This window comes from Peptostreptococcus faecalis, from assembly GCF_900240845.1.
GTDB classification, from domain to species: domain Bacteria; phylum Bacillota; class Clostridia; order Peptostreptococcales; family Peptostreptococcaceae; genus Peptostreptococcus; species Peptostreptococcus faecalis.
The window spans coordinates 414,518-440,154 of record NZ_OERU01000001.1; the positions used below are offsets into that span (position 1 = coordinate 414,518).

Below are 25,637 nucleotides of genomic sequence, written 5' to 3' on the forward strand. Positions count from 1 at the left end.
AATTTTAAATTTTGCATTAGGAAATATAATTATTTTACCGATCCTGCTGTTATTCCCTTTATAATTTGCTTTTGAGCTATAAAGTAGAATATTATTACAGGTATTATTGCTATAGTAAGGCCTGCTAAAGCTAGGTTCCACTGCTTTGTATACTCTCCAAAGAAGAAGAACATCTTAAGTGGAATAGTTTCCATTCCAACTTGATTTATTACAAGTGATGGAAGCAGGTAATCATTCCATATCCATATTGTATTTAATATTGCAACGGTTACAGTAATAGGCTTTAGTATAGGAAATATGATATACCAAAATACTTGAAATCTATTACATCCATCTATAATTGCCGCTTCATCTAATGATTTTGGCAAAGTATTAATCGTTCCGTGATATAAAAATATCGAAAGACTTGAACCAAATCCGAGATATAAAAATATTATTCCCGCTCTGTTTAGCATTCCAAATTTACCAAACATAGACACCAAAGGTATCATAACCGACTGGAAAGGTATCAACATCGCTGCAACAAATGCAAAGAATACTATCGTGCTTACTTTGCTCTTGACTCTTGAAAGTGCATACGCAGCCATTGATGAAAAAACTATTATTACTACCACACTCACAACTGTAATTATTAGAGAGTTCATTAGAGTGTGAACAAAATCCAAACTTTCTACAGCTTGACCATAATTTTCTATATTAATATTTCCAGGTAACTTTAGAGGTGATTCAAATATTTCTTTTTTAGTTTTGAATGAATTTGCTACCATCATATAAAATGGGCTAATCCAAATAAGAGCTAAAATTGTTCCTAAAATTCCCAAAAAAACATTTTGCTTTTTTATCTTTTTCATTACATTTCCACCTCTCTCTTTTTGTTGTAATACACTTGAGTCAATGAAATTGCAGCTACTATAATAAAAAATATAACTGCCTTCCCTTGAGCATATGCCATATTATTTTCGGCAAATGCTGTATTATATATATTCATGGCTACCATCTGAGTTGAATTAAATGGAGCTCCTCCAGTAAGAGATAAGTTTTGATCATACAGCTTAAATGAGTTAGAAAGTGTAAGGAACATACTAACCGTGAAAGCTGGTGCAACTAGTGGAAATACAATATGTCTAAATCTTTGAAATACGTTAGAACCATCGATTTGAGCCGCTTCAATTAATTCTTCCGGTATACTTTCAAGATGTGCTATATATATTATCATTACATAACCTGCCATCTGCCAAGCTGTAAGAATTACTAGCCCCCAAAATCCAGTAGACGTAGTAGACAACCACCCTTGAAGAGCTTCTACTCCTATTGCTTTTCCTAAAGTATCAAATCCCTGTATAAAAATAAATTGCCATATAAAGCCTAATATTAGACCACCTATTAAGTTTGGCATAAAAAATACTGTTCTTAAAAGATTGCTGCCCTTTATTTTTTGTGTTACTAAAAGTGCTAACCCTAATCCAAGCGCATTAATAAGTACAATTGAAACTACAGCAAACTTTACTGTAAACCATAGAGAATTTCTAAAACCTTCATCTCCTAAAAGTCTTGCGTAGTTTTCAAGACCTACAAACACAGGTGTATTTATTCCATCCCAATTTGTAAATGAATAATACACTCCATATAAAAGGGGTACTACTACCACCATAAACAAAGCAACTACAACTGGTGCTATAAACAACCAGAAGTATAATCCCTTTTTCTTAACTTTTTTCTGCATAACATCCTCCTAATGCATATTTAATGAAAAACAAAGTGCTGCCGGTTAAAATTAACACGACAGCACCTTTTATTTAACTACTTTCTAGCCTGTTCCCAAGCCTGTTGTGCATTTTTAATTATATCTTCCCAAGAAGATTGTCCACTTACATATTTTTGTATATCTGCTCCTAAAGTATTCTGTCCCCATCCTGATGGATATCCCATGAATATCCAGTCAGAAGTATTTCCAGCTTTAGAGTATTCATATACTACCTTAGAAAGAGGATCTTGTATCTTGCTTGAATCATATCCCTTGTATGCCGGTATAAACTTAAATTCATTTAATACATACTCTTTTCCTTGATCTGAAGTATACATCCACTCTAAGAATTCCTTAGCTGCTTTCTTAGTAGCATCATCTTTGTCTTTGTTTACTCCCCAGTACATTGGAACACCAACTGGTAATTTACCTTCTGATACACCTTCTACTGGAATAGGTATCATTCCAATATTTTTTGCAAGTTCACTATCAACTTGATCAATTGAGTTGAATACCCAGTTACCCTGCTGTATTATTGCTACTTTACCCATAGAGAATAGCTTTTCTACCTGCTGAGAATAATCTAAGCTGGCTGTTGGCTGTACTGAATACTTATTTTGTAAGTCAACAATATCTTTAAACTGCTTTGAGTATTTAAAATCTATTGTTTTAGACTCGTATATTTTATTTATATTCCCTTCAAATTCTGGTGAAATAAATACATTTGAAAGGTGAAGCCCTGTTACCCAAGTTTCTTTAGCTGGAAAGGCTATCGCAGCATCTAATCCTAAGTTAGATTTTTCTGCATCTATTTTTTTCACTGCTTCAGAAAGCTTTGCGTATGTAGTTAGCTCTTCTGCATTTATACCTGCCTTTTTGAATATTTCTTTATTATATATAAATCCGTAACCTTCTTGGCTATATGGCAATCCATAAACTTTACCTTCTTTTGTAACACCGTCCAAAGTCTTTGGAAGAGCTTCATTTACCAATTTACTACTGCTTAAATCTTCAAGCTTATTCTCCCAATCCTTTACATCCTGTGGTCCACCAATGTTGAAAATCGCAGGTTCGTTTCCTGATGAAAACTTAGATTTTAGAGCTGGTCCATATTCAGTACCACCACCTACTGACGTAATATTAATTTTTACGTTAGGGTTTTCCTTCATATATTCCTGAGCCAACTTTGTAAACTGATCCTTAAATTCAACCTTAAATTGGAATATATCTAGTTGAACTTGTTTATCACTGCCTGATTTACTAGAATTTCCACATCCAGCTAGTAAAGACACTGATAATAGTCCTACTGCTGTTAAACTCATTAGCTTTTTGAACTTCATAAAAATACCTCCTATTTTCTTTAGCCCACACATACTTTTGTGGTGATATATATTATTTGATCGTATAATCAATAATATCTATTAGATTAATTTGTTTCATATCATTTTTATCTAGTTTTTTATTTTCTAAAATATCGATTAATTTTTCGCAGCTTTGCTCTCCTATTTTTACACTATTTACATCAGCATAAAAAACTTTTATATTATCTGGATATTTTTGAACTCCAGAACCAAAGGTAGCGATCGCAAGATTGACTCTCGGCTCTTTTCCAAGCTCATATAAATATTCTATAGCCCCATTAAAAATTAGATCATCGGTAATAACAATTCCATCAATATCTGAATCCGACTCTATGATAGCTTTCATTGAAGCATATCCATTTAATTCATTAAATTCGTTTTCCTGAATGATATTCTTGTTTACTTCTAAATTATTTCTCTCTAATTCATTTAAATATCCCCTATATCTATCTATTGTAACTACGGTATTGCTATCTCCGCCTATAAATCCTATTTTCTTACAACCTTCTTGTATTAATAGTCTTGTCAACTTTTCTGAAGCCACAACGTTATCAGTATCCACTGTGTATACATCATCATACTTAAGCGATTTCCCAATGAGTACAAATGGAAAACTTTTGTCTCTTAAGTAATTTACTGCTGAATCATTTATTATAGATCTCATAAGTATTGCACCGTCTATTTTATTTGCATTTACTAGCCTTTCAATAGATTTTGTATCACCTGATTCATCATAACTTATAACTACGTCGTAACCTCTTAAGTTTGCTGTCTTGACTATTGCTCTAAGCCCTTTTTGAAAGAAAGGATTCAAAAAGAAATCTTCATCTGAAGGCAAAACTAGCCCAACATTTTTAGATATTCTATTTGCCAAACTTCTCGCTATTGCACTTGGGTGATAATTTAGCTCTTCCATTACGCAAATTACTTTCTTGCGAGTTTTCTCACTTATTCTAGGGGAGCCACTTATTACTCTGGACACAGTAGATTTGGCAACACCTGCTCTATCTGCGACCATTTGTATTGTAACATTTTTATTTTTTCCCAAAATAGTCAACCCTCCCTTTAATCTTTATTTCCATTCCAGACATTAATCATATTTTAAATATTCTATAAATTCAAAATAAAAAATATTGAAAAGAATCTAATTAAGATATTTAAATAGTATCGAAGAAATATCCATTTGCATATTTATGCAACCGGTTTCTTTCTTTTTACAAATTCAATATATCATATATATTTATAGTTTACAAGCTTTTTATTAAAAATATTGAAATTTATATTCAATTACATTATACTTAATGTGAATCGCAGTTATTGTGATAATATAATAACTCTTTTCAATATTATTCAATGAAAAGGTAAGGTGTAGTAATGAAAAAGTACATTTGTTTTGATATAGGTGGCACCGGAATAAAATATGGAATTCTTGAAGAAAATGGAAATATTCTTCTAAAAAACGACGTAGAAACAGAAGCAAGAATCCATGGTGGAAAAGGAATTATAGAAAAGTTATTAAATCTAATAAACAGTCATTCTAAAGAATACGAATTATCTGGCGTAGCAATATCTTCACACGGAATGATTGATTCTAATAGCGGAATTATAATGCATGCAGATGAGCATCTAATTCCCAATTATACAGGTATGAATATAAAACAAATTATAGAAAATGAAACAGGCCTATTATGCGAGATTGAAAATGACGTAAACTGTGATGGTCTTGGTGAACTATGGCTAGGTAGTGGCGGTAATTCAAAATATACTGGTATGATTGCCATAGGAACAGGAATAGGTGCTTGTCTTATAGATGACGGTAATATTATAACTGGACATTCAATGTGTGCTGGAGAAATCGGGAAAATAACTATACCAGGCGGTGTTTTTGAGGATGTTGCATCCTCTTATGCTCTAACTTCAAATCTAGAAAAAAAATTAGGTATGGAATCCGGCTCTTTAAACGGAAAATTAATTTTTGAAGGTATAGAAAGCGGAAACAAAATGTATATAGAAGCTGTAGATGATATGATTGAAAAATTATCAATTGGTATTTCTACTTTCTGTTATATATTTAATCCTGGGACTGTTATTCTTGGCGGCGGTATAATGTCTAGAGATGACTACTTCTCCCCTAGAATAAATGAGAATCTAAAAAAATATCTTAAACCCCTAATATATGAGAACACGGAAATAAAATTTGCTAAACTAAAAAATAACGCAGGCATCGTCGGTGCACTTAGAAATTATCTTAATAAACATTAATATAATTAAGTAGCATTTATTTAATATGAGTTAAATAAATGCTACTTTTTTCTATTTTCTTTATTAAAAAGTTTTTATATGATTTCGCTTAATTATTCTAAACGAAAAATATATTTTTAACAATTATGCTTTTGGAATTTAACTAAATATTTTTTTGATTTTACTTTATTAATATTTATATATTCCACTCAATCCCCTTTATAAAATATTTCATAAAAGGTGTTGACCTTTATTATTTAAGTGTTATAAGAAAGATAAAAAAATAACATTCAAGGACGGAGGTATTGAAATGAAAAAGAATTTAAGAGTGGACAACATCAAAAGATCAAACGGGGAAGACATTACTATTGAAAAGGATATTAAAATGGAAAACTTAGAAAAGAATATCTTCTATAGAAGATTAATGCTTTTTAGATAGTTCTCAAGAAAAGTACTAATTATTAATAAAATTATATTTCTAAATGAATAATTTTTTAATCCATATTGCAATTATATTCAAAATTTAATAAGGTCATAAGTCCATAAAAGAATCACAGTTGAGCTAAATCACTGTGATTCCCTTTTTATTTCATAAAAAGACTTTGTTTATTTAAATACAAGTATTACTGCATTATTTATTTAATCTTGCATGATTAACTTCATAATTAAATATTAATACTATAAATCTATGATTTATTCATATAAAATGTATTTTAGAACTAAAAAATCAACTTATATTTATTTTATTAAATTTACACATCACTTTTAATTAAGAAAATGTATTTTTTATATTTTTCTTAATTAAATATAATTGTAGGTATTTTTTTAACAATCTAATTAATTTAACTAAGTCAATTTTAAGATGATTTAATTATATTAATTTAAGTAATTTTATGTTAATCTCCTTATAATTATTTTACCAAAAAGGTATTGACCTTTGTTTTAAAGATGTTATAATGATATTAAAGAAAGAGATAAAAAAATAACAATCAAAAGGTAAATTTCTAACAGGGGGTGCATATTATGAAAAAAGTTTTAAATGAAAATGAAGTTTATACAACAAATACAGATACACATGATTTAGTGGAAGAAAATCAATTAGATAACTTGAAGAAAAATTCCTTTTATAGAAATTTAATGCTTTTTGATTAAGTTAAGTATTACAATATATTTTTTATAATATAGTAAGATAAATCACATTCGCTAAAATTACAAATAACATCTTTTAGATAAATTTGTTAATATTTTATTAATTAGAAAGGAGCAGCTATTATGATGATGTATGGACAATTGACAGTAAATGAAGAGAAAATGTCAGGTAATAACTCTTATATAGATATGAGCTTTTCCGCAGATCTTGATTACACTGACAATGAATTAAAACTTATACGTGAAAAAAACTTAAAAAACAGCCCATTATATAGAAGAATAATGATGATAGGATAGTTTAATAATTTTTTTTAGAACTTAACGGAATTATACTTAATTTATAGGAAACACATTTTATTTAAAGCAATTATAATCATTTAATAAAAAATTAGTGATATTCACTAATATAAACAGGAGGTAACTACTATGATGATGTATGGACAATTGACAATAAACAGAAAGAAGATCGATTCTGAAAACAGAAACACTACAAACAATGAATTTACTTCTAGAGAATTAAATTTACTACGTGAAATAAACATGAAAAAAAGCTCTTTATACAGAAGAATAATGCTTTAATTTAAATACTATTCAATACAAAAAATATTGAAAATAATTACGAAAGATTGGTGGAATTTTGGATAATTTATCGGATAGTTTTTCGGAGAAATAGGTGAGTTACTTATGAGACGTCATTTGGAACTCACCTATTTTGTTTTTTTGTTATGTATAAAATCAGGTTGTGTTGCAAAGTTTGAAAAAACAGCATACTTCACCAATTTCTTAAATTTCTAGCAAGCAGTTTTAAATAATCTTTCAATTTCGTCCCATGGTGAAAAACCGAAGAGAGTAATTTCTCTTCGGCTAATTTTATACATAGCAGATACAACTTCAATTCCTTTTATAGTAGACGCTGCAGTATAAGTTGACTGAAAACTATTACTATAGGAGAGCTTAGATTTCACCTTACGGTGATCCTGTTCTAAAATATTATTAAGATATTTAGATTGCCAATGATTGACTGATTCATCTAAGAAACCTTCTGATTTCAACTCATTTATAGCTTTAATTGAGGGGGCATATTTATCTGTTACAATAGAACGAGGCTGCCCATAATCTCTAATAATTCGTTTAATAAAAACCTTTGTAGAGACAGTATCTCTATGGTTTCTTAGCCACATATCTAGAGTTAATCCATTGGAATCAATTGCTCTGTAAAGGTAGCAATACTTCCCTTTGACTTTTATATAGGTTTCATCAATTCTCCAAGATTTAGATAATGCTCCACGTCGATTTTTTCTTTTCCATAAATGATATAAAGTCTTTCCATACTGTTTATTCCAACGATAAATTGTAGTATGATCAACCCCAATGCTAAATTTACGCATAATCTTCTCACAATCACGATAACTTAAAGAAAAATGATAATAAAGTCCTAAGGCTTCAATTATTATTCTAAAATCATATTGCTTTCCTTTAAATAATTTTTTCATGATTGCGTACCCTCCATTTATATGAATTATACAAATATTATATCGTAAAATTAGGATAATTTAAACTTTGCAACACAACCGAAAAAACAACATATACTCAGAATTAATGAGTATTGAAATATTAGATAATTATGACGTACTGTATACATTTGTGAGAAATATACATATATATTTGTTTTATATTTTGGCTATTATAATCTCCTCTAGTTATATTAAACCTATGTTATTTAATATTGATGAAAAAGTATATATTAGAAAAAAAATAATATTAAATAATTATATAAAAGTATTGCTTTTTTCGCTTGTATTTTCAATTATATATGTATTAGTGCATTTTTTTATATTTTTATTATTCTCAAAATTGAATAATTATATTTATATAAGTAAATATAATTATCTTATAATAATAAGCTTATTTATTATTATATTTACTTCAAATTTAATAAATATGTATATATCGTATTATATCAAAGAAGGGTTAGATATATATGTTATGAATTTTTTTTTAATACCAATATTTATGTTAAAAAATTATTGGATTATATATAATAATAGTTTTATATATTTCAATACAGTCATTAAAAATATATTGAGTAATGTTTTTTTAATAATTGTTATATCTGTATTTTTATATATGAAATACAACAATACAGATATACTTTAGTAAAAAGGAAGGAACTTATATGATGGAAAAAAAATATATTGAGTTGGAAAATGTTTCAAAAACTATAAAAAATAAAAAAGTTCTTAATAATATAAGTTTGACTTTAAAAAAAGGAAAGATATATGGATTAGTAGGAATTAATGGATCTGGAAAAACTATGCTACTAAGGGCTCTTGGAGGATTAATAAGTATAGATGGAAAAATATTTATTAATAGAAAAAGGTTGTTTTTTAATAAAGAATTACCAGAAACAATAGGAATAATAATAGAAAATACAAATTGGATTCAAAATTATACGGGATATGAAAATCTAAAATATTTAGCTGATATAAAAAAGAATATAGATCAAGATAAAATAAATGAATATTTAAAACTATTTGAGCTTTATGATAAAAAAGATTTAAAGGTAAAAAAATATTCTTTAGGAATGAAACAAAAATTAGCGATAATACAAGCAATTATGGAAGATCAAAATTTATTGTTATTGGATGAGCCTACAAATGGTATAGATGAAAAATCTGAAAAAATATTTAAAGAAACCATGTTAAATCTTTCTAAAAAAGGAAAGACAATTATAATAGCTACACATAACAAAGATTTAATAAAAGATATTTCATATAAAACAATAAAAATATCAGATGGTAAAATAAATGAAAAGGTAGAGGATTAGCTATGAAAAAAAAATATATTACAAAAATAATAATCATAATACTTTTATCATTTTCCGTAGTAAGAGTTATACATGTAAATTTAAACAAGCCTACTTATAGTAAAGATTCAATAGTGGGAAAATATACAGAAGTTCGAAATGGTAAATACTACTATGAATTAATATCTTCCAAAGAAATAAACGATAAAGATAAGATAAAAAAAATATCTGAAAGTTTAGATAAAATTCGAGATGCAGCCCTTGATGATAAAAAAATCATAGAAATTAAATTTCGTACGAATGATATTAATCTAGATAAAGAGCTACAATTATTTAGTGGTAATTATTCTACGAAAGCGAGTTTAGGAGCAACTGAATATGACAATGAAAAAAAAATAATGACTATTATTTTTGCATATAATACAAACTGGTATAATAGAAATGAAAAATTTTATATTTCAACTCCGACACCTTATTATAAAAAAGATATATTTGATGATATCGAAAACCATATAAATAAATTGTATGATGATTCGACTAAAAAAAGATTAATATTTGAATTCAATATTTAAAAAGACTGATTATACTATTTACTGTGCTTTTCAGTCTTTTCTTTATTTAATCTTCTCCAAAATTAAGTTCTCCCATAGCTTCATCAAAAAATTCAACAACATTATTATTCTCAATATAAGATTTAATAGTTTTCTTATTTCCTGCACCAGTCAATATTTACCAGTCAATATTTGATTATAAGCACTTTCCATCATCTTGTTCCACATATCTTTAACTTTTATTTATAGCCTATGTTCATTCAATTTCTTTTTTCTTTTGTTGTTAGTTTCAATTTGAAACTCCATTGCTTTTTATTTAAATAGTTCATAGTTTTTAATGTGTACGGCATGTATCCTGTGAATTATTTTACGTCCATGTTACTTTTTATCTTTTTTAATCGATAGCATATTCATTATAGTAACAAAAGCGAATCCAATAAATAATCCTATAGGTATATTTTTAATTCCTAAAATAAGACCTATTGGAATCCCAATACTAGATAAATAGATTGTGATGCAAAGTTAAAAAAAAGACATACTCCACCAATTTATTTCAATTGTATGTTATGTATAAAATAATTGGTTGAAATTTTATAAATTCATTTTAACGGGTAATACTCGCAAAAAATAGAGGCTCATACACTAGTGTTTTCAATGGTTGTAATTAAGTATATAAAATACGTAAAAAGTTTCAATTTTATATGTGTTTAGTACCTATTTTTAACTTATTACACTAAAAATTTTCTGCCTTGTATACGTGAAGTAACCTACCAATATTTTTAACTCAAATTATTAATGAATCAAGATAAGTACCCCCCTATATATTGGTATAAGCAAAGGAGATGTAGCTACATCTCCTTGTTTTGTTCTTGTTCATACTTTTTAATTAGTTTATCAAGTGTTGGTCTTGATATTTCATATAAATTAGCAAATTCTTTTTTTGTAATCTTTCTATTCATGTATTGATTATATAAATCTATAAAGTTGCCTTTTATTTGTCGACCTTCTTTTTTATACTTACCTTTTTCTTTAGCTATTGCAATTCCTTCTGCTTGACGTTCTTTTATATTTGCACGTTCAAATTCATTGATTGCACCTATCATAGTTAGCATTAATTTTCCAGTATGAGTACTTGTATCTATATTTTCTTTAATACTAATTAAATTAACCTTTTTAGAGTTTAATACATCTATTATATCTAATAAGTCCTTTAAGCTTCTAGCAAGCCTACTGAAGTCCAATATAACCACTGTATCGCCATCTCTAACGTAGTTTAGCATATTCGTTAGCTCTATCCTATTCTTATCCTTACCAGATACCTTTTCAGTATATATTTTATCTAAATCATATTTTTCTTGTAGTGCTTCTATCTGCCTATCTAAGTTTTGATCTATACTAGAAACTCTAGCATAACCGATAAACTGACTTTTCAAGTAATCACCTCTTATACAATTTATTTAGTCTTAACCATATAACAAGTATACCATTAAAGTAAAATGAAGTATAGAGTTTGATTTACTGAAAGTAAAAGTATTTTAATAAAAAGCAGATATATACATTGTAATATAACGGATAAAACCGTTGTATATATAGCTTGTATTCAACCTTGATTTACACACAAGAAAACGATATCTTAAAAAGTTAAATATAGTATACTTTAGTTTACTTTTTGAGAAGTATGAAATTATCTTTTTTCTATTTCTAAAAATCTCCAATTAATTAGATCAAAGTCAGTAATTAAGTCATTCATAAAGTTTTTGAAAAAATAATCGTAAATAGCATATCCCACAGCTGTAATATATATTGAATTATCAGCATTATGTTCTGATATTATTCCAGTTGAATACAGCTTTCTTAAACTTTTTTCCATTGATTTAGAAACATTGTTTTTTTCAACTATTCCATCTGAATATTTTACTTCTTGATAAAATAAGAGTCCATTATTCGTTCCTATGAATAATGGGTTATTTACATCTAAAAATAAATTTAAATTTCTATATTCCATATATTTAATGCAATTTAAAGTATACATATCCTCGTATATACATTTATACCATTGTGTTTTATTAATATAATCTCTTATTTCATTTTTTATATGTTTTTTACTTTTTTCACTATAAAATGTTCTGTTAGAATAATATTGAGTTGTTTTATGATCACTTATTCTAAAACAAATGTATTCACTTTGGTTATTGGTTATGCCTACATATATAGATTTTTGATTTCCAGCAACAGAAAATTCAACTAAAGTTTCATCTTCTTTTAATAAATCATATATGTATTTTTTAAATTCTAATTGTTTTTTTATATCCATATAGAATCCTTTCTTTAGTTATTATTTTTTTAAAAAAGCTATATTATAACCAGTTCTTTGTATACTTATATCACTATATTCTTGTAACAATTTCTCTTCGATAGCTTGCATTAGGATCTTTTTTGATATTGTATTTAATATTATTATTCTCTAAAATAAAATTTATATTATCATTACTATATTTACAAGTTAAAGTGTTTAGTTTTAACATTTTTTTAAAAGTTCCTTGAAAAGTACATTTTTTACCTTTTGCATAAACAGTTGTACCTTTTTCTTCATAGTCTTTTGCCCATTTTTCAAGTTGATTTATAATATCAGCTTTTTCTTTTTCACTAAAAATAATATCTTTTAATATATTCTTAGTATTTTCTTTATTAAGTTCTATTTTAGTTGTTTTTCCAATACTATCTATTAAATCTCTGTCATAAAAATAATTAGAAATATGTTTTGCTAGAGAACCTTTACTTTCAATATAACCATGATGTTCTTTAAGATACTCTAGCTCTGCCTTACACACATTTTTAACATATTCATTTGGCAAAATGGTATACTTATCATCCACATAAAAATAAGGTTCGTGTAATTTTTTAGTATGTCTTTCTACAGTGTTATTATCATAAGATTTATATGTTTCCTCTATTTCTTGAAACTTTTCAATAATATTCTCATAATTGAAAGCTGTTTTTTTCAGTATGTATATATTAACATTTTCTGTTTCATCTATTCTTATTCTACCTATTTCTTGTCTTAATGTTATAATATCGTTTTCTAAAATAAAAATATTTTTTATAGGAATATCATTAGGTTTATTAGATTGCCGTACATTTATACCATTATCAAGTATTTTTGTTGAAAATAAGATTTCTTGGTCAAATCTACTATTTTCTATAATTTCATTATAGGTATTTATAGTATTTTTATTTTCAGTGTGTTTTTTTTCAAATCTATCCAATGATTTTTCTTTTTTTATAAGCTCTTGCCATTCAAAAAAGTCTAAGTTATTAGATTTATACTTATAATTTAAATCCTTAACCTCACTATATAAATCTCGAATTTCTTTTTTTATTGCAAAATATTTATCTATTTGTTTTCTATCAATAAAAATAGATAAGCTATCAATAAACTTAAAAATGCTTTTTTCTTTTTCTTTCTCAATCTCTTTTAGTTTAAATCTATTACTTTCATTCTCAATTTTTTTATTTATTTCATCTAAGCTTACACCTTTTTTCTTTATGATATCAATAATATCTTTATTAACAAATTCACTATCAATACTATTAAATATATATTTTCTTATGTTTATATACTGCTCTTTAGATGTAACAAAAACTAATGATTTTTCATTATTAATAATTTTTTCTATTAATACTTCTGCGATTGCTTGAGATGACTGACATTCATAAAAATTATAATTATCATAATTTCTTTTAAGTTTCTTATCAAGATTCCATTCATATATGCGAAGATCATACTTACTATCTCCTTCCCTATGCAATTTAAGAAACACTTCAGGTGTTGCTGATAAGAGAATTTTTTGTTTTTTATTAAGATGGTTAAACAAGTAAAAAAATGATAGATGTACATATTCGTTAAACGAGTAATCAGAAGTAAAATAGTGAACTTCATCAAGAACAAGATATTTACTTTGTTTTATGTCATCAGTTAATTTTAATATATCTTCGCTATTATAATCCTCATTATTTTCTTTAATTGAACTAGCTATTTCTTGATATGTCTTTACAATAATATTTTTGTCAGATGTATCTTTCTTTATCTGATTTTTAAGGACACTTCTATTGCAAATATAGAATACTTTTTCATCCTTCGCCAAACTATTAGTTATGAAGTAAGTTTTATCTGCTCCAGTATCAGCTCTAATTAGTAAGTTCAAGCCAGAATTCTTCCATGCATCGAACATATTTTCTTCACTTCCATCTTTTTTAGATATGATTGCATTATTAATAATATCGCTTATAAACGCTTTTTTCATGGTATCAATTTACCTCCTAAATCCATTGAATTGCTATTAAAATTCAGAAAATTAGGACTTTAGCGAAAATACTATATATATAGTGTTTATGAAAAAGGACTAATTGACTAATAATAGTTTATCATAGTTCTATATATTATTAAATGACACTAAGTAAATAAAGAGGAGTATATATATATATTTAAAATAAAACAAATAACTATATAATTTTTTGGATTATCACTCACGTTTTTAATTAACGTGATAATCCTATTATATACTTATTTATTTTTTGTGTTAGGTTTTACGAGAGTTATTATTATATAGTTAGAGAGTAAAAAAAAGAAAAGATCAAAACCATAAAACCAACTCAAACCATAATCAAGATACTAATAAGGGTTTTGAAAGAATTTTGAAAGGGTTTTGAAATGCAACTTCAATTTTTCGTGTAAGTAAAAAAACATACTATCTAAAGTACCATAGATTAGCTTGTTTCAAGCTCGTAATTAATATGTATAGTGAAAATTGACATATATACTATTATATAATTGATAAAAACGTTAATGATTTATTAGATAAAAGCAGTGTTTTATAAAAATTAAACGAATTATATTATAGAATAAAAAATAATATAGAGGGAGAATTCTTATGTATAAATATTTTTCAGAAGCAGAAAAAATTATAGAAACAGCAATAGAGAGTTTTGGTGTTAAGAAAGTTAGTAGTGAATTTTATAGAAGTAGAATTAGACGTTTCTTTGAAGAGTATATGTCTTTAGAAGAAAATGAATCAAAACCATTAAATACATTAACATATTATGATATAAATATGTATTTAGAAAGATTGGAGTGTAGTGATTCACAAAAAGATAATGTATATAATGCATTAAAGCGATTTTTTCAATATACCTACGAAAAGCGAATAACTAGTGAAATCATTAGTCAAGTAAAAAAACCAAAAACGATAAGAAAACCTAAGGAAACTTTAAATGATAATGACTATTTGAAATTAAAAAAATTTATAATAAGTAAAGAAAATGATTTAAAAGATAGATTACTATTAGGTCTATTTATTTTCACAGGATTAAGCCGAAAGTATATTTCAAATTTAAAAAATAATAATTTCAAGTTTGATGAAGGTGTATATAAATTAAGTATTTATAAAAATAAAAAAATGATAGACTTACCATTAAAAGCAGAACTACAATTAGTTATAAGTCAATATTGCTCTACATTAAATAATGAAGATAAATACAATGATTTTTTAAGTATGGATGAAAATTCGATAAGCGAATATGTATCAAAAAAATTGCTCAATATAATAGGAAAAAAAAGTACGCCAACTATATTATCTAATACATTTATATCTAAAGTACTTTCTAATGGAAATCATGTATATGGGATTAGTAAATTAGCATTAGAATCAATTACCACAATAGAAAATCACGTAAAAAAAGATGATGTTGATTTGGAAAATAAACAAACAGCAATACTAAATAGTTTTTAATACAATTTTTTGAGAGGAATTATATATGAAATACAATAAAGAAAATAAAAAATATACATTTGAAGTGAATAATGGTTGTGTTGCAAATTTTAAAATTCTCTAATTTTGAGATATAATATTACTATAATCCATATAAATGGAGAATACACAATCATAAGATATATATTTAGGTAGGTGAATTTAGATTTATGGATAGAAAACAATTAATCAATAAAAGTATTGATTATATCATGCAACATTTAGATGAAGAACTATCGCTTGATATTATATCTTCAAAATTATATATATCTAAATACTATTTTAGCCGCATCTTTAAAGAAGAAACAGGTGAAAGTGTATATTCTTTTATTAAACGATGTAGGATAGATCAAAGTGCAATAGATATGAAATTAAATCCTACTAGAGCAATTTCAGACATTGGTTTAGATTATGGATATAGCTCCTCAAACTATAGCTCTGTATTTAAAAATCATTTTGATATTTCTCCAACTAAGTTTAAAAAATCAATACCAACCTATAGTATGCCTGTTCCATTTACGCCGGAACTCACTATTAATTTTAAAACAGCAGAAGAATATGCAACTCACATAGAAGTTCAAGAATTCGATGACTTTTTTGTAATATATGAACGCTTCATTGGAAGTTATTCGGATATCGAAAAGCATTGGTATAAATTTTTAGATAAGTACTCATCTTTTACTAATGAAAAAACAATCTTATTAGAGCGTTTTTTTAATGATCCAGCAATTACCAATTCATCACAATGTATTTGCGATATTTGTATGACAATAGACCAAAATTGTGATTTAGATAATGTAATGAAAATCAGTGGTGGTAAATGGATTGTTTATCATTTTAGTGGAGAAATAAAAAATATTTTTGAAACATTACAAGGTGTTTTTAATATTTGGTTACCTAAAAGTGGTTATATAATGGGGAAACGATATGGATTAAATATTTACCATCATATTGACAGAGACAATCACAGAGTTGATATGGATTTATGTATTCCAATTTAATAAAAGCAAGAATTCAGAAGTTAACAAGGTGATTTTCTTTCTATAATTAAAAGTATTTAAAAATACTTTTAATGGAAGGGAGGCCACCTTTTATGATTAATAGCAAAGAAATAACTACTATTATTTGGAATGTAGAATATTGTACACCGCCTGCTATATTACGGTACTGTAAAAAATGTGGAAAGAAAAGAGAATATGTTTGTTCTGGGGAGTTTCGGATAAATGCACAGCAAAAAGTACTAGATGTTTGGTTGATTTATAAATGTGTTCAATGCAATACAACTTGGAATAGCAGCATTTATTCTCGAGTTTCTCCACAGAGTCTGGGAGTTGATTTGCTTGAACGATTCCACAACAATGATGCATTTCTAGCCTTGCAATATGCAATGAATATTTCCATTTTGCATAAAAATGGAGTAGAAATCAAAATGCCTGCTTATAATATTATTGGAGAAGATACATCCTTAGAAAATTCGGTAATCATAAAAATTAAAAGTCAATATATATTACCACTAAAAATATCTTCTGTTTTACGCACTAAGCTTAATCTTTCACGACGTGAATTTGAAAATCTCGTTTCAAACAATAAAATTCAAAGTATTACAGATCAAAATCTAAAAAAGGGAAAATTATTGTCTTCAGAAACTATAATTTTAATTTCAAATACTTGATTAATGGGGTGAAAAAATTAATCGATGAACATCATGAAAAAAGAGCATAAGAACTAAAAGTAAATATTTTAAAGGATGAAAATGATGTAGATAATATGGTTGTGTTGCAAAGTTTAAATTATCCTAATTTTACGATATAATATTTGTATAATTCATATAAATGGAGGGTACGCAATCATGAAAAAATTATTTAAAGGAAAGCAATATGATTTTAGAATAATAATTGAAGCCTTAGGACTTTATTATCATTTTTCTTTAAGTTATCGTGATTGTGAGAAGATTATGCGTAAATTTAGCATTGGGGTTGATCATACTACAATTTATCGTTGGAATAAACAGTATGGAAAGACTTTATATCATTTATGGAAAAGAAAAAATCGACGTGGAGCATTATCTAAATCTTGGAGAATTGATGAAACCTATATAAAAGTCAAAGGGAAGTATTGCTACCTTTACAGAGCAATTGATTCCAATGGATTAACTCTAGATATGTGGCTAAGAAACCATAGAGATACTGTCTCTACAAAGGTTTTTATTAAACGAATTATTAGAGATTATGGGCAGCCTCGTTCTATTGTAACAGATAAATATGCCCCCTCAATTAAAGCTATAAATGAGTTGAAATCAGAAGGTTTCTTAGATGAATCAGTCAATCATTGGCAATCTAAATATCTTAATAATATTTTAGAACAGGATCACCGTAAGGTGAAATCTAAGCTCTCCTATAGTAATAGTTTTCAGTCAACTTATACTGCAGCGTCTACTATAAAAGGAATTGAAGTTGTATCTGCTATGTATAAAATTAGCCGAAGAGAAATTACTCTCTTCGGTTTTTCACCATGGGACGAAATTGAAAGATTATTTAAAACTGCTTGCTAGAAATTTAAGAAATTGGTGAAGTATGCTGTTTTTTCAAACTTTGCAACACAACCAGATGGGATANGCCGAAGAGAAATTACTCTCTTCGGTTTTTCACCATGGGACGAAATTGAAAGATTATTTAAAACTGCTTGCTAGAAATTTAAGAAATTGGTGAAGTATGCTGTTTTTTCAAACTTTGCAACACAACCTGATTTTATACATAACAAAAAAACAAAATAGGTGAGTTCCAAATGACGTCTCATAAGTAACTCACCTATTTCTCCGAAAAACTATCCGATAAATTATCCAAAATTCCACCAATCTTTCGTAATTATTTTCAATATTTTTTGTATTGAATAGTATTTAAATTAAAGCATTATTCTTCTGTATAAAGAGCTTTTTTTCATGTTTATTTCACGTAGTAAATTTAATTCTCTAGAAGTAAATTCATTGTTTGTAGTGTTTCTGTTTTCAGAATCGATCTTCTTTCTGTTTATTGTCAATTGTCCATACATCATCATAGTAGTTACCTCCTGTTTATATTAGTGAATATCACTAATTTTTTATTAAATGATTATAATTGCTTTAAATAAAATTTGTTTCCTATAAATTAAGTATAATTCCGTTAAGTTCTAAAAAAAATTATTAAACTATCCTATCATCATTATTCTTCTATATAATGGGCTGTTTTTTAAGTTTTTTTCACGTATAAGTTTTAATTCATTGTCAGTGTAATCAAGATCTGCGGAAAAGCTCATATCTATATAAGAGTTATTACCTGACATTTTCTCTTCATTTACTGTCAATTGTCCATACATCATCATAATAGCTGCTCCTTTCTAATTAATAAAATATTAACAAATTTATCTAAAAGATGTTATTTGTAATTTTAGCGAATGTGATTTATCTTACTATATTATAAAAAATATATTGTAATACTTAACTTAATCAAAAAGCATTAAATTTCTATAAAAGGAATTTTTCTTCAAGTTATCTAATTGATTTTCTTCCACTAAATCATGTGTATCTGTATTTGTTGTATAAACTTCATTTTCATTTAAAACTTTTTTCATAATATGCACCCCCTGTTAGAAATTTACCTTTTGATTGTTATTTTTTTATCTCTTTCTTTAATATCATTATAACATCTTTAAAACAAAGGTCAATACCTTTTTGGTAAAATAATTATAAGGAGATTAACATAAAATTACTTAAATTAATATAATTAAATCATCTTAAAATTGACTTAGTTAAATTAATTAGATTGTTAAAAAAATACCTACAATTATATTTAATTAAGAAAAATATAAAAAATACATTTTCTTAATTAAAAGTGATGTGTAAATTTAATAAAATAAATATAAGTTGATTTTTTAGTTCTAAAATACATTTTATATGAATAAATCATAGATTTATAGTATTAATATTTAATTATGAAGTTAATCATGCAAGATTAAATAAATAATGCAGTAATACTTGTATTTAAATAAACAAAGTCTTTTTATGAAATAAAAAGGGAATCACAGTGATTTAGCTCAACTGTGATTCTTTTATGGACTTATGACCTTATTAAATTTTGAATATAATTGCAATATGGATTAAAAAATTATTCATTTAGAAATATAATTTTATTAATAATTAGTACTTTTCTTGAGAACTATCTAAAAAGCATTAATCTTCTATAGAAGATATTCTTTTCTAAGTTTTCCATTTTAATATCCTTTTCAATAGTAATGTCTTCCCCGTTTGATCTTTTGATGTTGTCCACTCTTAAATTCTTTTTCATTTCAATACCTCCGTCCTTGAATGTTATTTTTTTATCTTTCTTATAACACTTAAATAATAAAGGTCAACACCTTTTATGAAATATTTTATAAAGGGGATTGAGTGGAATATATAAATATTAATAAAGTAAAATCAAAAAAATATTTAGTTAAATTCCAAAAGCATAATTGTTAAAAATATATTTTTCGTTTAGAATAATTAAGCGAAATCATATAAAAACTTTTTAATAAAGAAAATAGAAAAAAGTAGCATTTATTTAACTCATATTAAATAAATGCTACTTAATTATATTAATGTTTATTAAGATAATTTCTAAGTGCACCGACGATGCCTGCGTTATTTTTTAGTTTAGCAAATTTTATTTCCGTGTTCTCATATATTAGGGGTTTAAGATATTTTTTTAGATTCTCATTTATTCTAGGGGAGAAGTAGTCATCTCTAGACATTATACCGCCGCCAAGAATAACAGTCCCAGGATTAAATATATAACAGAAAGTAGAAATACCAATTGATAATTTTTCAATCATATCATCTACAGCTTCTATATACATTTTGTTTCCGCTTTCTATACCTTCAAAAATTAATTTTCCGTTTAAAGAGCCGGATTCCATACCTAATTTTTTTTCTAGATTTGAAGTTAGAGCATAAGAGGATGCAACATCCTCAAAAACACCGCCTGGTATAGTTATTTTCCCGATTTCTCCAGCACACATTGAATGTCCAGTTATAATATTACCGTCATCTATAAGACAAGCACCTATTCCTGTTCCTATGGCAATCATACCAGTATATTTTGAATTACCGCCACTACCTAGCCATAGTTCACCAAGACCAGCACAGTTTACGTCATTTTCAATCTCGCATAATAGGCCTGTTTCATTTTCTATAATTTGTTTTATATTCATACCTGTATAATTGGGAATTAGATGCTCATCTGCATGCATTATAATTCCGCTATTAGAATCAATCATTCCGTGTGAAGATATTGCTACGCCAGATAATTCGTATTCTTTAGAATGACTGTTTATTAGATTTAATAACTTTTCTATAATTCCTTTTCCACCATGGATTCTTGCTTCTGTTTCTACGTCGTTTTTTAGAAGAATATTTCCATTTTCTTCAAGAATTCCATATTTTATTCCGGTGCCACCTATATCAAAACAAATGTACTTTTTCATTACTACACCTTACCTTTTCATTGAATAATATTGAAAAGAGTTATTATATTATCACAATAACTGCGATTCACATTAAGTATAATGTAATTGAATATAAATTTCAATATTTTTAATAAAAAGCTTGTAAACTATAAATATATATGATATATTGAATTTGTAAAAAGAAAGAAACCGGTTGCATAAATATGCAAATGGATATTTCTTCGATACTATTTAAATATCTTAATTAGATTCTTTTCAATATTTTTTATTTTGAATTTATAGAATATTTAAAATATGATTAATGTCTGGAATGGAAATAAAGATTAAAGGGAGGGTTGACTATTTTGGGAAAAAATAAAAATGTTACAATACAAATGGTCGCAGATAGAGCAGGTGTTGCCAAATCTACTGTGTCCAGAGTAATAAGTGGCTCCCCTAGAATAAGTGAGAAAACTCGCAAGAAAGTAATTTGCGTAATGGAAGAGCTAAATTATCACCCAAGTGCAATAGCGAGAAGTTTGGCAAATAGAATATCTAAAAATGTTGGGCTAGTTTTGCCTTCAGATGAAGATTTCTTTTTGAATCCTTTCTTTCAAAAAGGGCTTAGAGCAATAGTCAAGACAGCAAACTTAAGAGGTTACGACGTAGTTATAAGTTATGATGAATCAGGTGATACAAAATCTATTGAAAGGCTAGTAAATGCAAATAAAATAGACGGTGCAATACTTATGAGATCTATAATAAATGATTCAGCAGTAAATTACTTAAGAGACAAAAGTTTTCCATTTGTACTCATTGGGAAATCGCTTAAGTATGATGATGTATACACAGTGGATACTGATAACGTTGTGGCTTCAGAAAAGTTGACAAGACTATTAATACAAGAAGGTTGTAAGAAAATAGGATTTATAGGCGGAGATAGCAATACCGTAGTTACAATAGATAGATATAGGGGATATTTAAATGAATTAGAGAGAAATAATTTAGAAGTAAACAAGAATATCATTCAGGAAAACGAATTTAATGAATTAAATGGATATGCTTCAATGAAAGCTATCATAGAGTCGGATTCAGATATTGATGGAATTGTTATTACCGATGATCTAATTTTTAATGGGGCTATAGAATATTTATATGAGCTTGGAAAAGAGCCGAGAGTCAATCTTGCGATCGCTACCTTTGGTTCTGGAGTTCAAAAATATCCAGATAATATAAAAGTTTTTTATGCTGATGTAAATAGTGTAAAAATAGGAGAGCAAAGCTGCGAAAAATTAATCGATATTTTAGAAAATAAAAAACTAGATAAAAATGATATGAAACAAATTAATCTAATAGATATTATTGATTATACGATCAAATAATATATATCACCACAAAAGTATGTGTGGGCTAAAGAAAATAGGAGGTATTTTTATGAAGTTCAAAAAGCTAATGAGTTTAACAGCAGTAGGACTATTATCAGTGTCTTTACTAGCTGGATGTGGAAATTCTAGTAAATCAGGCAGTGATAAACAAGTTCAACTAGATATATTCCAATTTAAGGTTGAATTTAAGGATCAGTTTACAAAGTTGGCTCAGGAATATATGAAGGAAAACCCTAACGTAAAAATTAATATTACGTCAGTAGGTGGTGGTACTGAATATGGACCAGCTCTAAAATCTAAGTTTTCATCAGGAAACGAACCTGCGATTTTCAACATTGGTGGACCACAGGATGTAAAGGATTGGGAGAATAAGCTTGAAGATTTAAGCAGTAGTAAATTGGTAAATGAAGCTCTTCCAAAGACTTTGGACGGTGTTACAAAAGAAGGTAAAGTTTATGGATTGCCATATAGCCAAGAAGGTTACGGATTTATATATAATAAAGAAATATTCAAAAAGGCAGGTATAAATGCAGAAGAGCTAACTACATACGCAAAGCTTTCTGAAGCAGTGAAAAAAATAGATGCAGAAAAATCTAACTTAGGATTAGATGCTGCGATAGCCTTTCCAGCTAAAGAAACTTGGGTAACAGGGCTTCACCTTTCAAATGTATTTATTTCACCAGAATTTGAAGGGAATATAAATAAAATATACGAGTCTAAAACAATAGATTTTAAATACTCAAAGCAGTTTAAAGATATTGTTGACTTACAAAATAAGTATTCAGTACAGCCAACAGCCAGCTTAGATTATTCTCAGCAGGTAGAAAAGCTATTCTCTATGGGTAAAGTAGCAATAATACAGCAGGGTAACTGGGTATTCAACTCAATTGATCAAGTTGATAGTGAACTTGCAAAAAATATTGGAATGATACCTATTCCAGTAGAAGGTGTATCAGAAGGTAAATTACCAGTTGGTGTTCCAATGTACTGGGGAGTAAACAAAGACAAAGATGATGCTACTAAGAAAGCAGCTAAGGAATTCTTAGAGTGGATGTATACTTCAGATCAAGGAAAAGAGTATGTATTAAATGAATTTAAGTTTATACCGGCATACAAGGGATATGATTCAAGCAAGATACAAGATCCTCTTTCTAAGGTAGTATATGAATACTCTAAAGCTGGAAATACTTCTGACTGGATATTCATGGGATATCCATCAGGATGGGGACAGAATACTTTAGGAGCAGATATACAAAAATATGTAAGTGGACAATCTTCTTGGGAAGATATAATTAAAAATGCACAACAGGCTTGGGAACAGGCTAGAAAGTAGTTAAATAAAAGGTGCTGTCGTGTTAATTTTAACCGGCAGCACTTTGTTTTTCATTAAATATGCATTAGGAGGATGTTATGCAGAAAAAAGTTAAGAAAAAGGGATTATACTTCTGGTTGTTTATAGCACCAGTTGTAGTTGCTTTGTTTATGGTGGTAGTAGTACCCCTTTTATATGGAGTGTATTATTCATTTACAAATTGGGATGGAATAAATACACCTGTGTTTGTAGGTCTTGAAAACTACGCAAGACTTTTAGGAGATGAAGGTTTTAGAAATTCTCTATGGTTTACAGTAAAGTTTGCTGTAGTTTCAATTGTACTTATTAATGCGCTTGGATTAGGGTTAGCACTTTTAGTAACACAAAAAATAAAGGGCAGCAATCTTTTAAGAACAGTATTTTTTATGCCAAACTTAATAGGTGGTCTAATATTAGGCTTTATATGGCAATTTATTTTTATACAGGGATTTGATACTTTAGGAAAAGCAATAGGAGTAGAAGCTCTTCAAGGGTGGTTGTCTACTACGTCTACTGGATTTTGGGGGCTAGTAATTCTTACAGCTTGGCAGATGGCAGGTTATGTAATGATAATATATATAGCACATCTTGAAAGTATACCGGAAGAATTAATTGAAGCGGCTCAAATCGATGGTTCTAACGTATTTCAAAGATTTAGACATATTGTATTTCCACTAGTTGCACCAGCTTTCACGGTTAGTATGTTCCTTACACTTTCTAACTCATTTAAGCTGTATGATCAAAACTTATCTCTTACTGGAGGAGCTCCATTTAATTCAACTCAGATGGTAGCCATGAATATATATAATACAGCATTTGCCGAAAATAATATGGCATATGCTCAAGGGAAGGCAGTTATATTTTTTATTATAGTAGCTGCAATTTCATTGACTCAAGTGTATTACAACAAAAAGAGAGAGGTGGAAATGTAATGAAAAAGATAAAAAAGCAAAATGTTTTTTTGGGAATTTTAGGAACAATTTTAGCTCTTATTTGGATTAGCCCATTTTATATGATGGTAGCAAATTCATTCAAAACTAAAAAAGAAATATTTGAATCACCTCTAAAGTTACCTGGAAATATTAATATAGAAAATTATGGTCAAGCTGTAGAAAGTTTGGATTTTGTTCACACTCTAATGAACTCTCTAATAATTACAGTTGTGAGTGTGGTAGTAATAATAGTTTTTTCATCAATGGCTGCGTATGCACTTTCAAGAGTCAAGAGCAAAGTAAGCACGATAGTATTCTTTGCATTTGTTGCAGCGATGTTGATACCTTTCCAGTCGGTTATGATACCTTTGGTGTCTATGTTTGGTAAATTTGGAATGCTAAACAGAGCGGGAATAATATTTTTATATCTCGGATTTGGTTCAAGTCTTTCGATATTTTTATATCACGGAACGATTAATACTTTGCCAAAATCATTAGATGAAGCGGCAATTATAGATGGATGTAATAGATTTCAAGTATTTTGGTATATCATATTTCCTATACTAAAGCCTATTACTGTAACCGTTGCAATATTAAATACAATATGGATATGGAATGATTACCTGCTTCCATCACTTGTAATAAATCAAGTTGGAATGGAAACTATTCCACTTAAGATGTTCTTCTTCTTTGGAGAGTATACAAAGCAGTGGAACCTAGCTTTAGCAGGCCTTACTATAGCAATAATACCTGTAATAATATTCTACTTTATAGCTCAAAAGCAAATTATAAAGGGAATAACAGCAGGATCGGTAAAATAATTATATTTCCTAATGCAAAATTTAAAATTATA

Annotated in this window: 28 protein-coding genes; 15 read left to right on the forward strand and 13 right to left on the reverse strand. The window is 27.4% G+C overall.

Annotated features, from left to right (window positions below; all coding sequences use genetic code 11):
- Positions 1-29: 29 nt before the first annotated feature.
- The 4 genes from C0982_RS02005 to C0982_RS02020 form a co-directional block, all read right to left on the reverse strand.
- Entirely contained in the window at positions 30-851 is an 822-nt protein-coding gene (locus C0982_RS02005) for a carbohydrate ABC transporter permease (RefSeq protein ID WP_101772571.1), read from the reverse strand.
- Positions 851-1,723, reverse strand: coding sequence for a carbohydrate ABC transporter permease (locus C0982_RS02010; RefSeq protein ID WP_101772572.1), 873 nt, complete (start codon positions 1,721-1,723; stop codon positions 851-853). Before C0982_RS02010 ends, C0982_RS02005 begins: the two co-directional genes overlap by 1 nt.
- A gap of 77 nt (positions 1,724-1,800) precedes the next feature.
- The gene (locus tag C0982_RS02015; RefSeq protein ID WP_101772573.1) at positions 1,801-3,084 is read right to left on the reverse strand and encodes an ABC transporter substrate-binding protein; all 1,284 of its coding nucleotides are present in this window, start codon (positions 3,082-3,084) and stop codon (positions 1,801-1,803) included.
- Between the two features lie 52 nt (positions 3,085-3,136).
- Positions 3,137-4,153, reverse strand: coding sequence for a LacI family DNA-binding transcriptional regulator (locus C0982_RS02020; protein ID WP_101772574.1), 1,017 nt, complete (start codon positions 4,151-4,153; stop codon positions 3,137-3,139).
- Positions 4,154-4,479: 326 nt separating this feature from the next.
- On the opposite strand from C0982_RS02020, the gene C0982_RS02025 reads away from it, so the two are divergent.
- From C0982_RS02025 to C0982_RS10490, 5 genes are all read left to right on the forward strand, one after another.
- Entirely contained in the window at positions 4,480-5,367 is an 888-nt protein-coding gene (locus tag C0982_RS02025) for an ROK family protein (RefSeq protein ID WP_101772575.1), read from the forward strand.
- A gap of 289 nt (positions 5,368-5,656) precedes the next feature.
- Positions 5,657-5,785, forward strand: a complete 129-nt coding sequence (locus C0982_RS10760) for a hypothetical protein (protein WP_278336025.1) — start codon at positions 5,657-5,659, stop codon at positions 5,783-5,785.
- 584 nt (positions 5,786-6,369) lie between these two features.
- Positions 6,370-6,498, forward strand: a complete 129-nt coding sequence (locus C0982_RS10765; RefSeq protein WP_278336026.1) for a hypothetical protein — start codon at positions 6,370-6,372, stop codon at positions 6,496-6,498.
- Positions 6,499-6,618: 120 nt separating this feature from the next.
- The gene (locus C0982_RS10485) at positions 6,619-6,792 is read left to right on the forward strand and encodes a hypothetical protein (RefSeq protein WP_180946841.1); all 174 of its coding nucleotides are present in this window, start codon (positions 6,619-6,621) and stop codon (positions 6,790-6,792) included.
- Between the two features lie 129 nt (positions 6,793-6,921).
- On the forward strand, positions 6,922-7,074 hold the full coding sequence (locus C0982_RS10490) for a hypothetical protein (RefSeq protein ID WP_180946842.1): 153 nt from the start codon (positions 6,922-6,924) through the stop codon (positions 7,072-7,074).
- A 212-nt stretch (positions 7,075-7,286) separates the two neighbouring features.
- On the opposite strand, the gene C0982_RS02030 is transcribed toward C0982_RS10490, so the two are convergent.
- Positions 7,287-7,988: an IS6 family transposase gene (locus C0982_RS02030; RefSeq protein WP_101772576.1), complete on the reverse strand. Its 702-nt coding sequence runs from the start codon at positions 7,986-7,988 to the stop codon at positions 7,287-7,289.
- Positions 7,989-8,671: 683 nt separating this feature from the next.
- On the opposite strand from C0982_RS02030, the gene C0982_RS02040 reads away from it, so the two are divergent.
- Together C0982_RS02040 and C0982_RS02045 are read left to right on the forward strand one after the other, a co-directional pair.
- A complete protein-coding gene (locus C0982_RS02040; RefSeq protein WP_242961465.1) occupies positions 8,672-9,322 on the forward strand; it encodes an ABC transporter ATP-binding protein in 651 nt (216 codons plus the stop codon).
- A 2-nt stretch (positions 9,323-9,324) separates the two neighbouring features.
- Entirely contained in the window at positions 9,325-9,873 is a 549-nt protein-coding gene (locus C0982_RS02045; protein WP_101772578.1) for a hypothetical protein, read from the forward strand.
- An 827-nt stretch (positions 9,874-10,700) separates the two neighbouring features.
- Here the strand turns inward: C0982_RS02045 and C0982_RS02050 are convergent.
- The 3 genes from C0982_RS02050 to C0982_RS02060 form a co-directional block, all read right to left on the reverse strand.
- On the reverse strand, positions 10,701-11,285 hold the full coding sequence (locus C0982_RS02050; protein ID WP_242961467.1) for a recombinase family protein: 585 nt from the start codon (positions 11,283-11,285) through the stop codon (positions 10,701-10,703).
- Positions 11,286-11,536: 251 nt separating this feature from the next.
- Positions 11,537-12,166 (reverse strand): hypothetical protein, encoded by a 630-nt coding sequence (locus C0982_RS02055; RefSeq protein ID WP_101772579.1) that lies wholly within the window; start codon positions 12,164-12,166, stop codon positions 11,537-11,539.
- A gap of 73 nt (positions 12,167-12,239) precedes the next feature.
- On the reverse strand, positions 12,240-14,156 hold the full coding sequence (locus C0982_RS02060) for a DEAD/DEAH box helicase (protein WP_101772580.1): 1,917 nt from the start codon (positions 14,154-14,156) through the stop codon (positions 12,240-12,242).
- 627 nt (positions 14,157-14,783) lie between these two features.
- Here C0982_RS02060 and C0982_RS02065 point away from each other — a divergent pair.
- The 4 genes from C0982_RS02065 to C0982_RS02080 all read left to right on the forward strand — a co-directional run bounded on the left by C0982_RS02065 (position 14,784) and on the right by C0982_RS02080 (position 18,210).
- Complete coding sequence (locus tag C0982_RS02065; protein ID WP_101772581.1) at positions 14,784-15,641, forward strand: tyrosine-type recombinase/integrase; 858 nt, start codon at positions 14,784-14,786, stop codon at positions 15,639-15,641.
- 188 nt (positions 15,642-15,829) lie between these two features.
- The gene (locus C0982_RS02070; protein ID WP_101772582.1) at positions 15,830-16,660 is read left to right on the forward strand and encodes an AraC family transcriptional regulator; all 831 of its coding nucleotides are present in this window, start codon (positions 15,830-15,832) and stop codon (positions 16,658-16,660) included.
- Between the two features lie 92 nt (positions 16,661-16,752).
- On the forward strand, positions 16,753-17,331 hold the full coding sequence (locus C0982_RS02075) for a DUF1062 domain-containing protein (protein WP_242961469.1): 579 nt from the start codon (positions 16,753-16,755) through the stop codon (positions 17,329-17,331).
- Positions 17,332-17,508: 177 nt separating this feature from the next.
- Positions 17,509-18,210, forward strand: a complete 702-nt coding sequence (locus C0982_RS02080) for an IS6 family transposase (protein ID WP_101772576.1) — start codon at positions 17,509-17,511, stop codon at positions 18,208-18,210.
- 350 nt (positions 18,211-18,560) lie between these two features.
- Here C0982_RS02080 and C0982_RS10495 read toward each other — a convergent pair whose 3' ends face one another.
- The 5 genes from C0982_RS10495 to C0982_RS02085 form a co-directional block, all read right to left on the reverse strand.
- Complete coding sequence (locus C0982_RS10495; protein ID WP_180946842.1) at positions 18,561-18,713, reverse strand: hypothetical protein; 153 nt, start codon at positions 18,711-18,713, stop codon at positions 18,561-18,563.
- Between the two features lie 129 nt (positions 18,714-18,842).
- Positions 18,843-19,016: a hypothetical protein gene (locus tag C0982_RS10500; RefSeq protein WP_180946841.1), complete on the reverse strand. Its 174-nt coding sequence runs from the start codon at positions 19,014-19,016 to the stop codon at positions 18,843-18,845.
- A 120-nt stretch (positions 19,017-19,136) separates the two neighbouring features.
- Positions 19,137-19,265 (reverse strand): hypothetical protein, encoded by a 129-nt coding sequence (locus tag C0982_RS10770; RefSeq protein ID WP_278336026.1) that lies wholly within the window; start codon positions 19,263-19,265, stop codon positions 19,137-19,139.
- Between the two features lie 584 nt (positions 19,266-19,849).
- Positions 19,850-19,978 (reverse strand): hypothetical protein, encoded by a 129-nt coding sequence (locus tag C0982_RS10775; RefSeq protein ID WP_278336025.1) that lies wholly within the window; start codon positions 19,976-19,978, stop codon positions 19,850-19,852.
- 289 nt (positions 19,979-20,267) lie between these two features.
- The gene (locus C0982_RS02085; RefSeq protein WP_101772583.1) at positions 20,268-21,155 is read right to left on the reverse strand and encodes an ROK family protein; all 888 of its coding nucleotides are present in this window, start codon (positions 21,153-21,155) and stop codon (positions 20,268-20,270) included.
- Positions 21,156-21,481: 326 nt separating this feature from the next.
- Here C0982_RS02085 and C0982_RS02090 point away from each other — a divergent pair, with 326 nt between their 5' ends.
- The 4 genes from C0982_RS02090 to C0982_RS02105 all read left to right on the forward strand — a co-directional run bounded on the left by C0982_RS02090 (position 21,482) and on the right by C0982_RS02105 (position 25,605).
- Positions 21,482-22,498 (forward strand): LacI family DNA-binding transcriptional regulator, encoded by a 1,017-nt coding sequence (locus C0982_RS02090; protein ID WP_101772574.1) that lies wholly within the window; start codon positions 21,482-21,484, stop codon positions 22,496-22,498.
- A 52-nt stretch (positions 22,499-22,550) separates the two neighbouring features.
- Complete coding sequence (locus C0982_RS02095) at positions 22,551-23,834, forward strand: ABC transporter substrate-binding protein (protein ID WP_101772573.1); 1,284 nt, start codon at positions 22,551-22,553, stop codon at positions 23,832-23,834.
- Between the two features lie 77 nt (positions 23,835-23,911).
- A complete protein-coding gene (locus C0982_RS02100; RefSeq protein ID WP_101772572.1) occupies positions 23,912-24,784 on the forward strand; it encodes a carbohydrate ABC transporter permease in 873 nt (290 codons plus the stop codon).
- On the forward strand, positions 24,784-25,605 hold the full coding sequence (locus tag C0982_RS02105; protein ID WP_101772571.1) for a carbohydrate ABC transporter permease: 822 nt from the start codon (positions 24,784-24,786) through the stop codon (positions 25,603-25,605). The genes C0982_RS02100 and C0982_RS02105 overlap by 1 nt, the downstream gene beginning before the upstream one ends.
- Positions 25,606-25,637: the final 32 nt, after the last annotated feature.

What these genes read in the sequence shown, in the direction of transcription:
- C0982_RS02005 (WP_101772571.1), bottom strand. Translation starts at nt 851, where the DNA reads ATGAAAAAGATAAAAAAGCAAAATGTTTTTTTGGGAATTTTAGGAACA.
- C0982_RS02010 (WP_101772572.1), bottom strand. Translation starts at nt 1,723, where the DNA reads ATGCAGAAAAAAGTTAAGAAAAAGGGATTATACTTCTGGTTGTTTATA.
- C0982_RS02015 (WP_101772573.1), bottom strand. Translation starts at nt 3,084, where the DNA reads ATGAAGTTCAAAAAGCTAATGAGTTTAACAGCAGTAGGACTATTATCA.
- C0982_RS02025 (WP_101772575.1), top strand. Translation starts at nt 4,480, where the DNA reads ATGAAAAAGTACATTTGTTTTGATATAGGTGGCACCGGAATAAAATAT.
- C0982_RS10760 (WP_278336025.1), top strand. Translation starts at nt 5,657, where the DNA reads ATGAAAAAGAATTTAAGAGTGGACAACATCAAAAGATCAAACGGGGAA.
- C0982_RS10765 (WP_278336026.1), top strand. Translation starts at nt 6,370, where the DNA reads ATGAAAAAAGTTTTAAATGAAAATGAAGTTTATACAACAAATACAGAT.
- C0982_RS10485 (WP_180946841.1), top strand. Translation starts at nt 6,619, where the DNA reads ATGATGATGTATGGACAATTGACAGTAAATGAAGAGAAAATGTCAGGT.
- C0982_RS10490 (WP_180946842.1), top strand. Translation starts at nt 6,922, where the DNA reads ATGATGATGTATGGACAATTGACAATAAACAGAAAGAAGATCGATTCT.
- C0982_RS02030 (WP_101772576.1), bottom strand. Translation starts at nt 7,988, where the DNA reads ATGAAAAAATTATTTAAAGGAAAGCAATATGATTTTAGAATAATAATT.
- C0982_RS02040 (WP_242961465.1), top strand. Translation starts at nt 8,672, where the DNA reads ATGATGGAAAAAAAATATATTGAGTTGGAAAATGTTTCAAAAACTATA.
- C0982_RS02045 (WP_101772578.1), top strand. Translation starts at nt 9,325, where the DNA reads ATGAAAAAAAAATATATTACAAAAATAATAATCATAATACTTTTATCA.
- C0982_RS02055 (WP_101772579.1), bottom strand. Translation starts at nt 12,166, where the DNA reads ATGGATATAAAAAAACAATTAGAATTTAAAAAATACATATATGATTTA.
- C0982_RS02060 (WP_101772580.1), bottom strand. Translation starts at nt 14,156, where the DNA reads ATGAAAAAAGCGTTTATAAGCGATATTATTAATAATGCAATCATATCT.
- C0982_RS02065 (WP_101772581.1), top strand. Translation starts at nt 14,784, where the DNA reads ATGTATAAATATTTTTCAGAAGCAGAAAAAATTATAGAAACAGCAATA.
- C0982_RS02070 (WP_101772582.1), top strand. Translation starts at nt 15,830, where the DNA reads ATGGATAGAAAACAATTAATCAATAAAAGTATTGATTATATCATGCAA.
- C0982_RS02075 (WP_242961469.1), top strand. Translation starts at nt 16,753, where the DNA reads ATGATTAATAGCAAAGAAATAACTACTATTATTTGGAATGTAGAATAT.
- C0982_RS02080 (WP_101772576.1), top strand. Translation starts at nt 17,509, where the DNA reads ATGAAAAAATTATTTAAAGGAAAGCAATATGATTTTAGAATAATAATT.
- C0982_RS10495 (WP_180946842.1), bottom strand. Translation starts at nt 18,713, where the DNA reads ATGATGATGTATGGACAATTGACAATAAACAGAAAGAAGATCGATTCT.
- C0982_RS10500 (WP_180946841.1), bottom strand. Translation starts at nt 19,016, where the DNA reads ATGATGATGTATGGACAATTGACAGTAAATGAAGAGAAAATGTCAGGT.
- C0982_RS10770 (WP_278336026.1), bottom strand. Translation starts at nt 19,265, where the DNA reads ATGAAAAAAGTTTTAAATGAAAATGAAGTTTATACAACAAATACAGAT.
- C0982_RS10775 (WP_278336025.1), bottom strand. Translation starts at nt 19,978, where the DNA reads ATGAAAAAGAATTTAAGAGTGGACAACATCAAAAGATCAAACGGGGAA.
- C0982_RS02085 (WP_101772583.1), bottom strand. Translation starts at nt 21,155, where the DNA reads ATGAAAAAGTACATTTGTTTTGATATAGGTGGCACCGGAATAAAATAT.
- C0982_RS02095 (WP_101772573.1), top strand. Translation starts at nt 22,551, where the DNA reads ATGAAGTTCAAAAAGCTAATGAGTTTAACAGCAGTAGGACTATTATCA.
- C0982_RS02100 (WP_101772572.1), top strand. Translation starts at nt 23,912, where the DNA reads ATGCAGAAAAAAGTTAAGAAAAAGGGATTATACTTCTGGTTGTTTATA.
- C0982_RS02105 (WP_101772571.1), top strand. Translation starts at nt 24,784, where the DNA reads ATGAAAAAGATAAAAAAGCAAAATGTTTTTTTGGGAATTTTAGGAACA.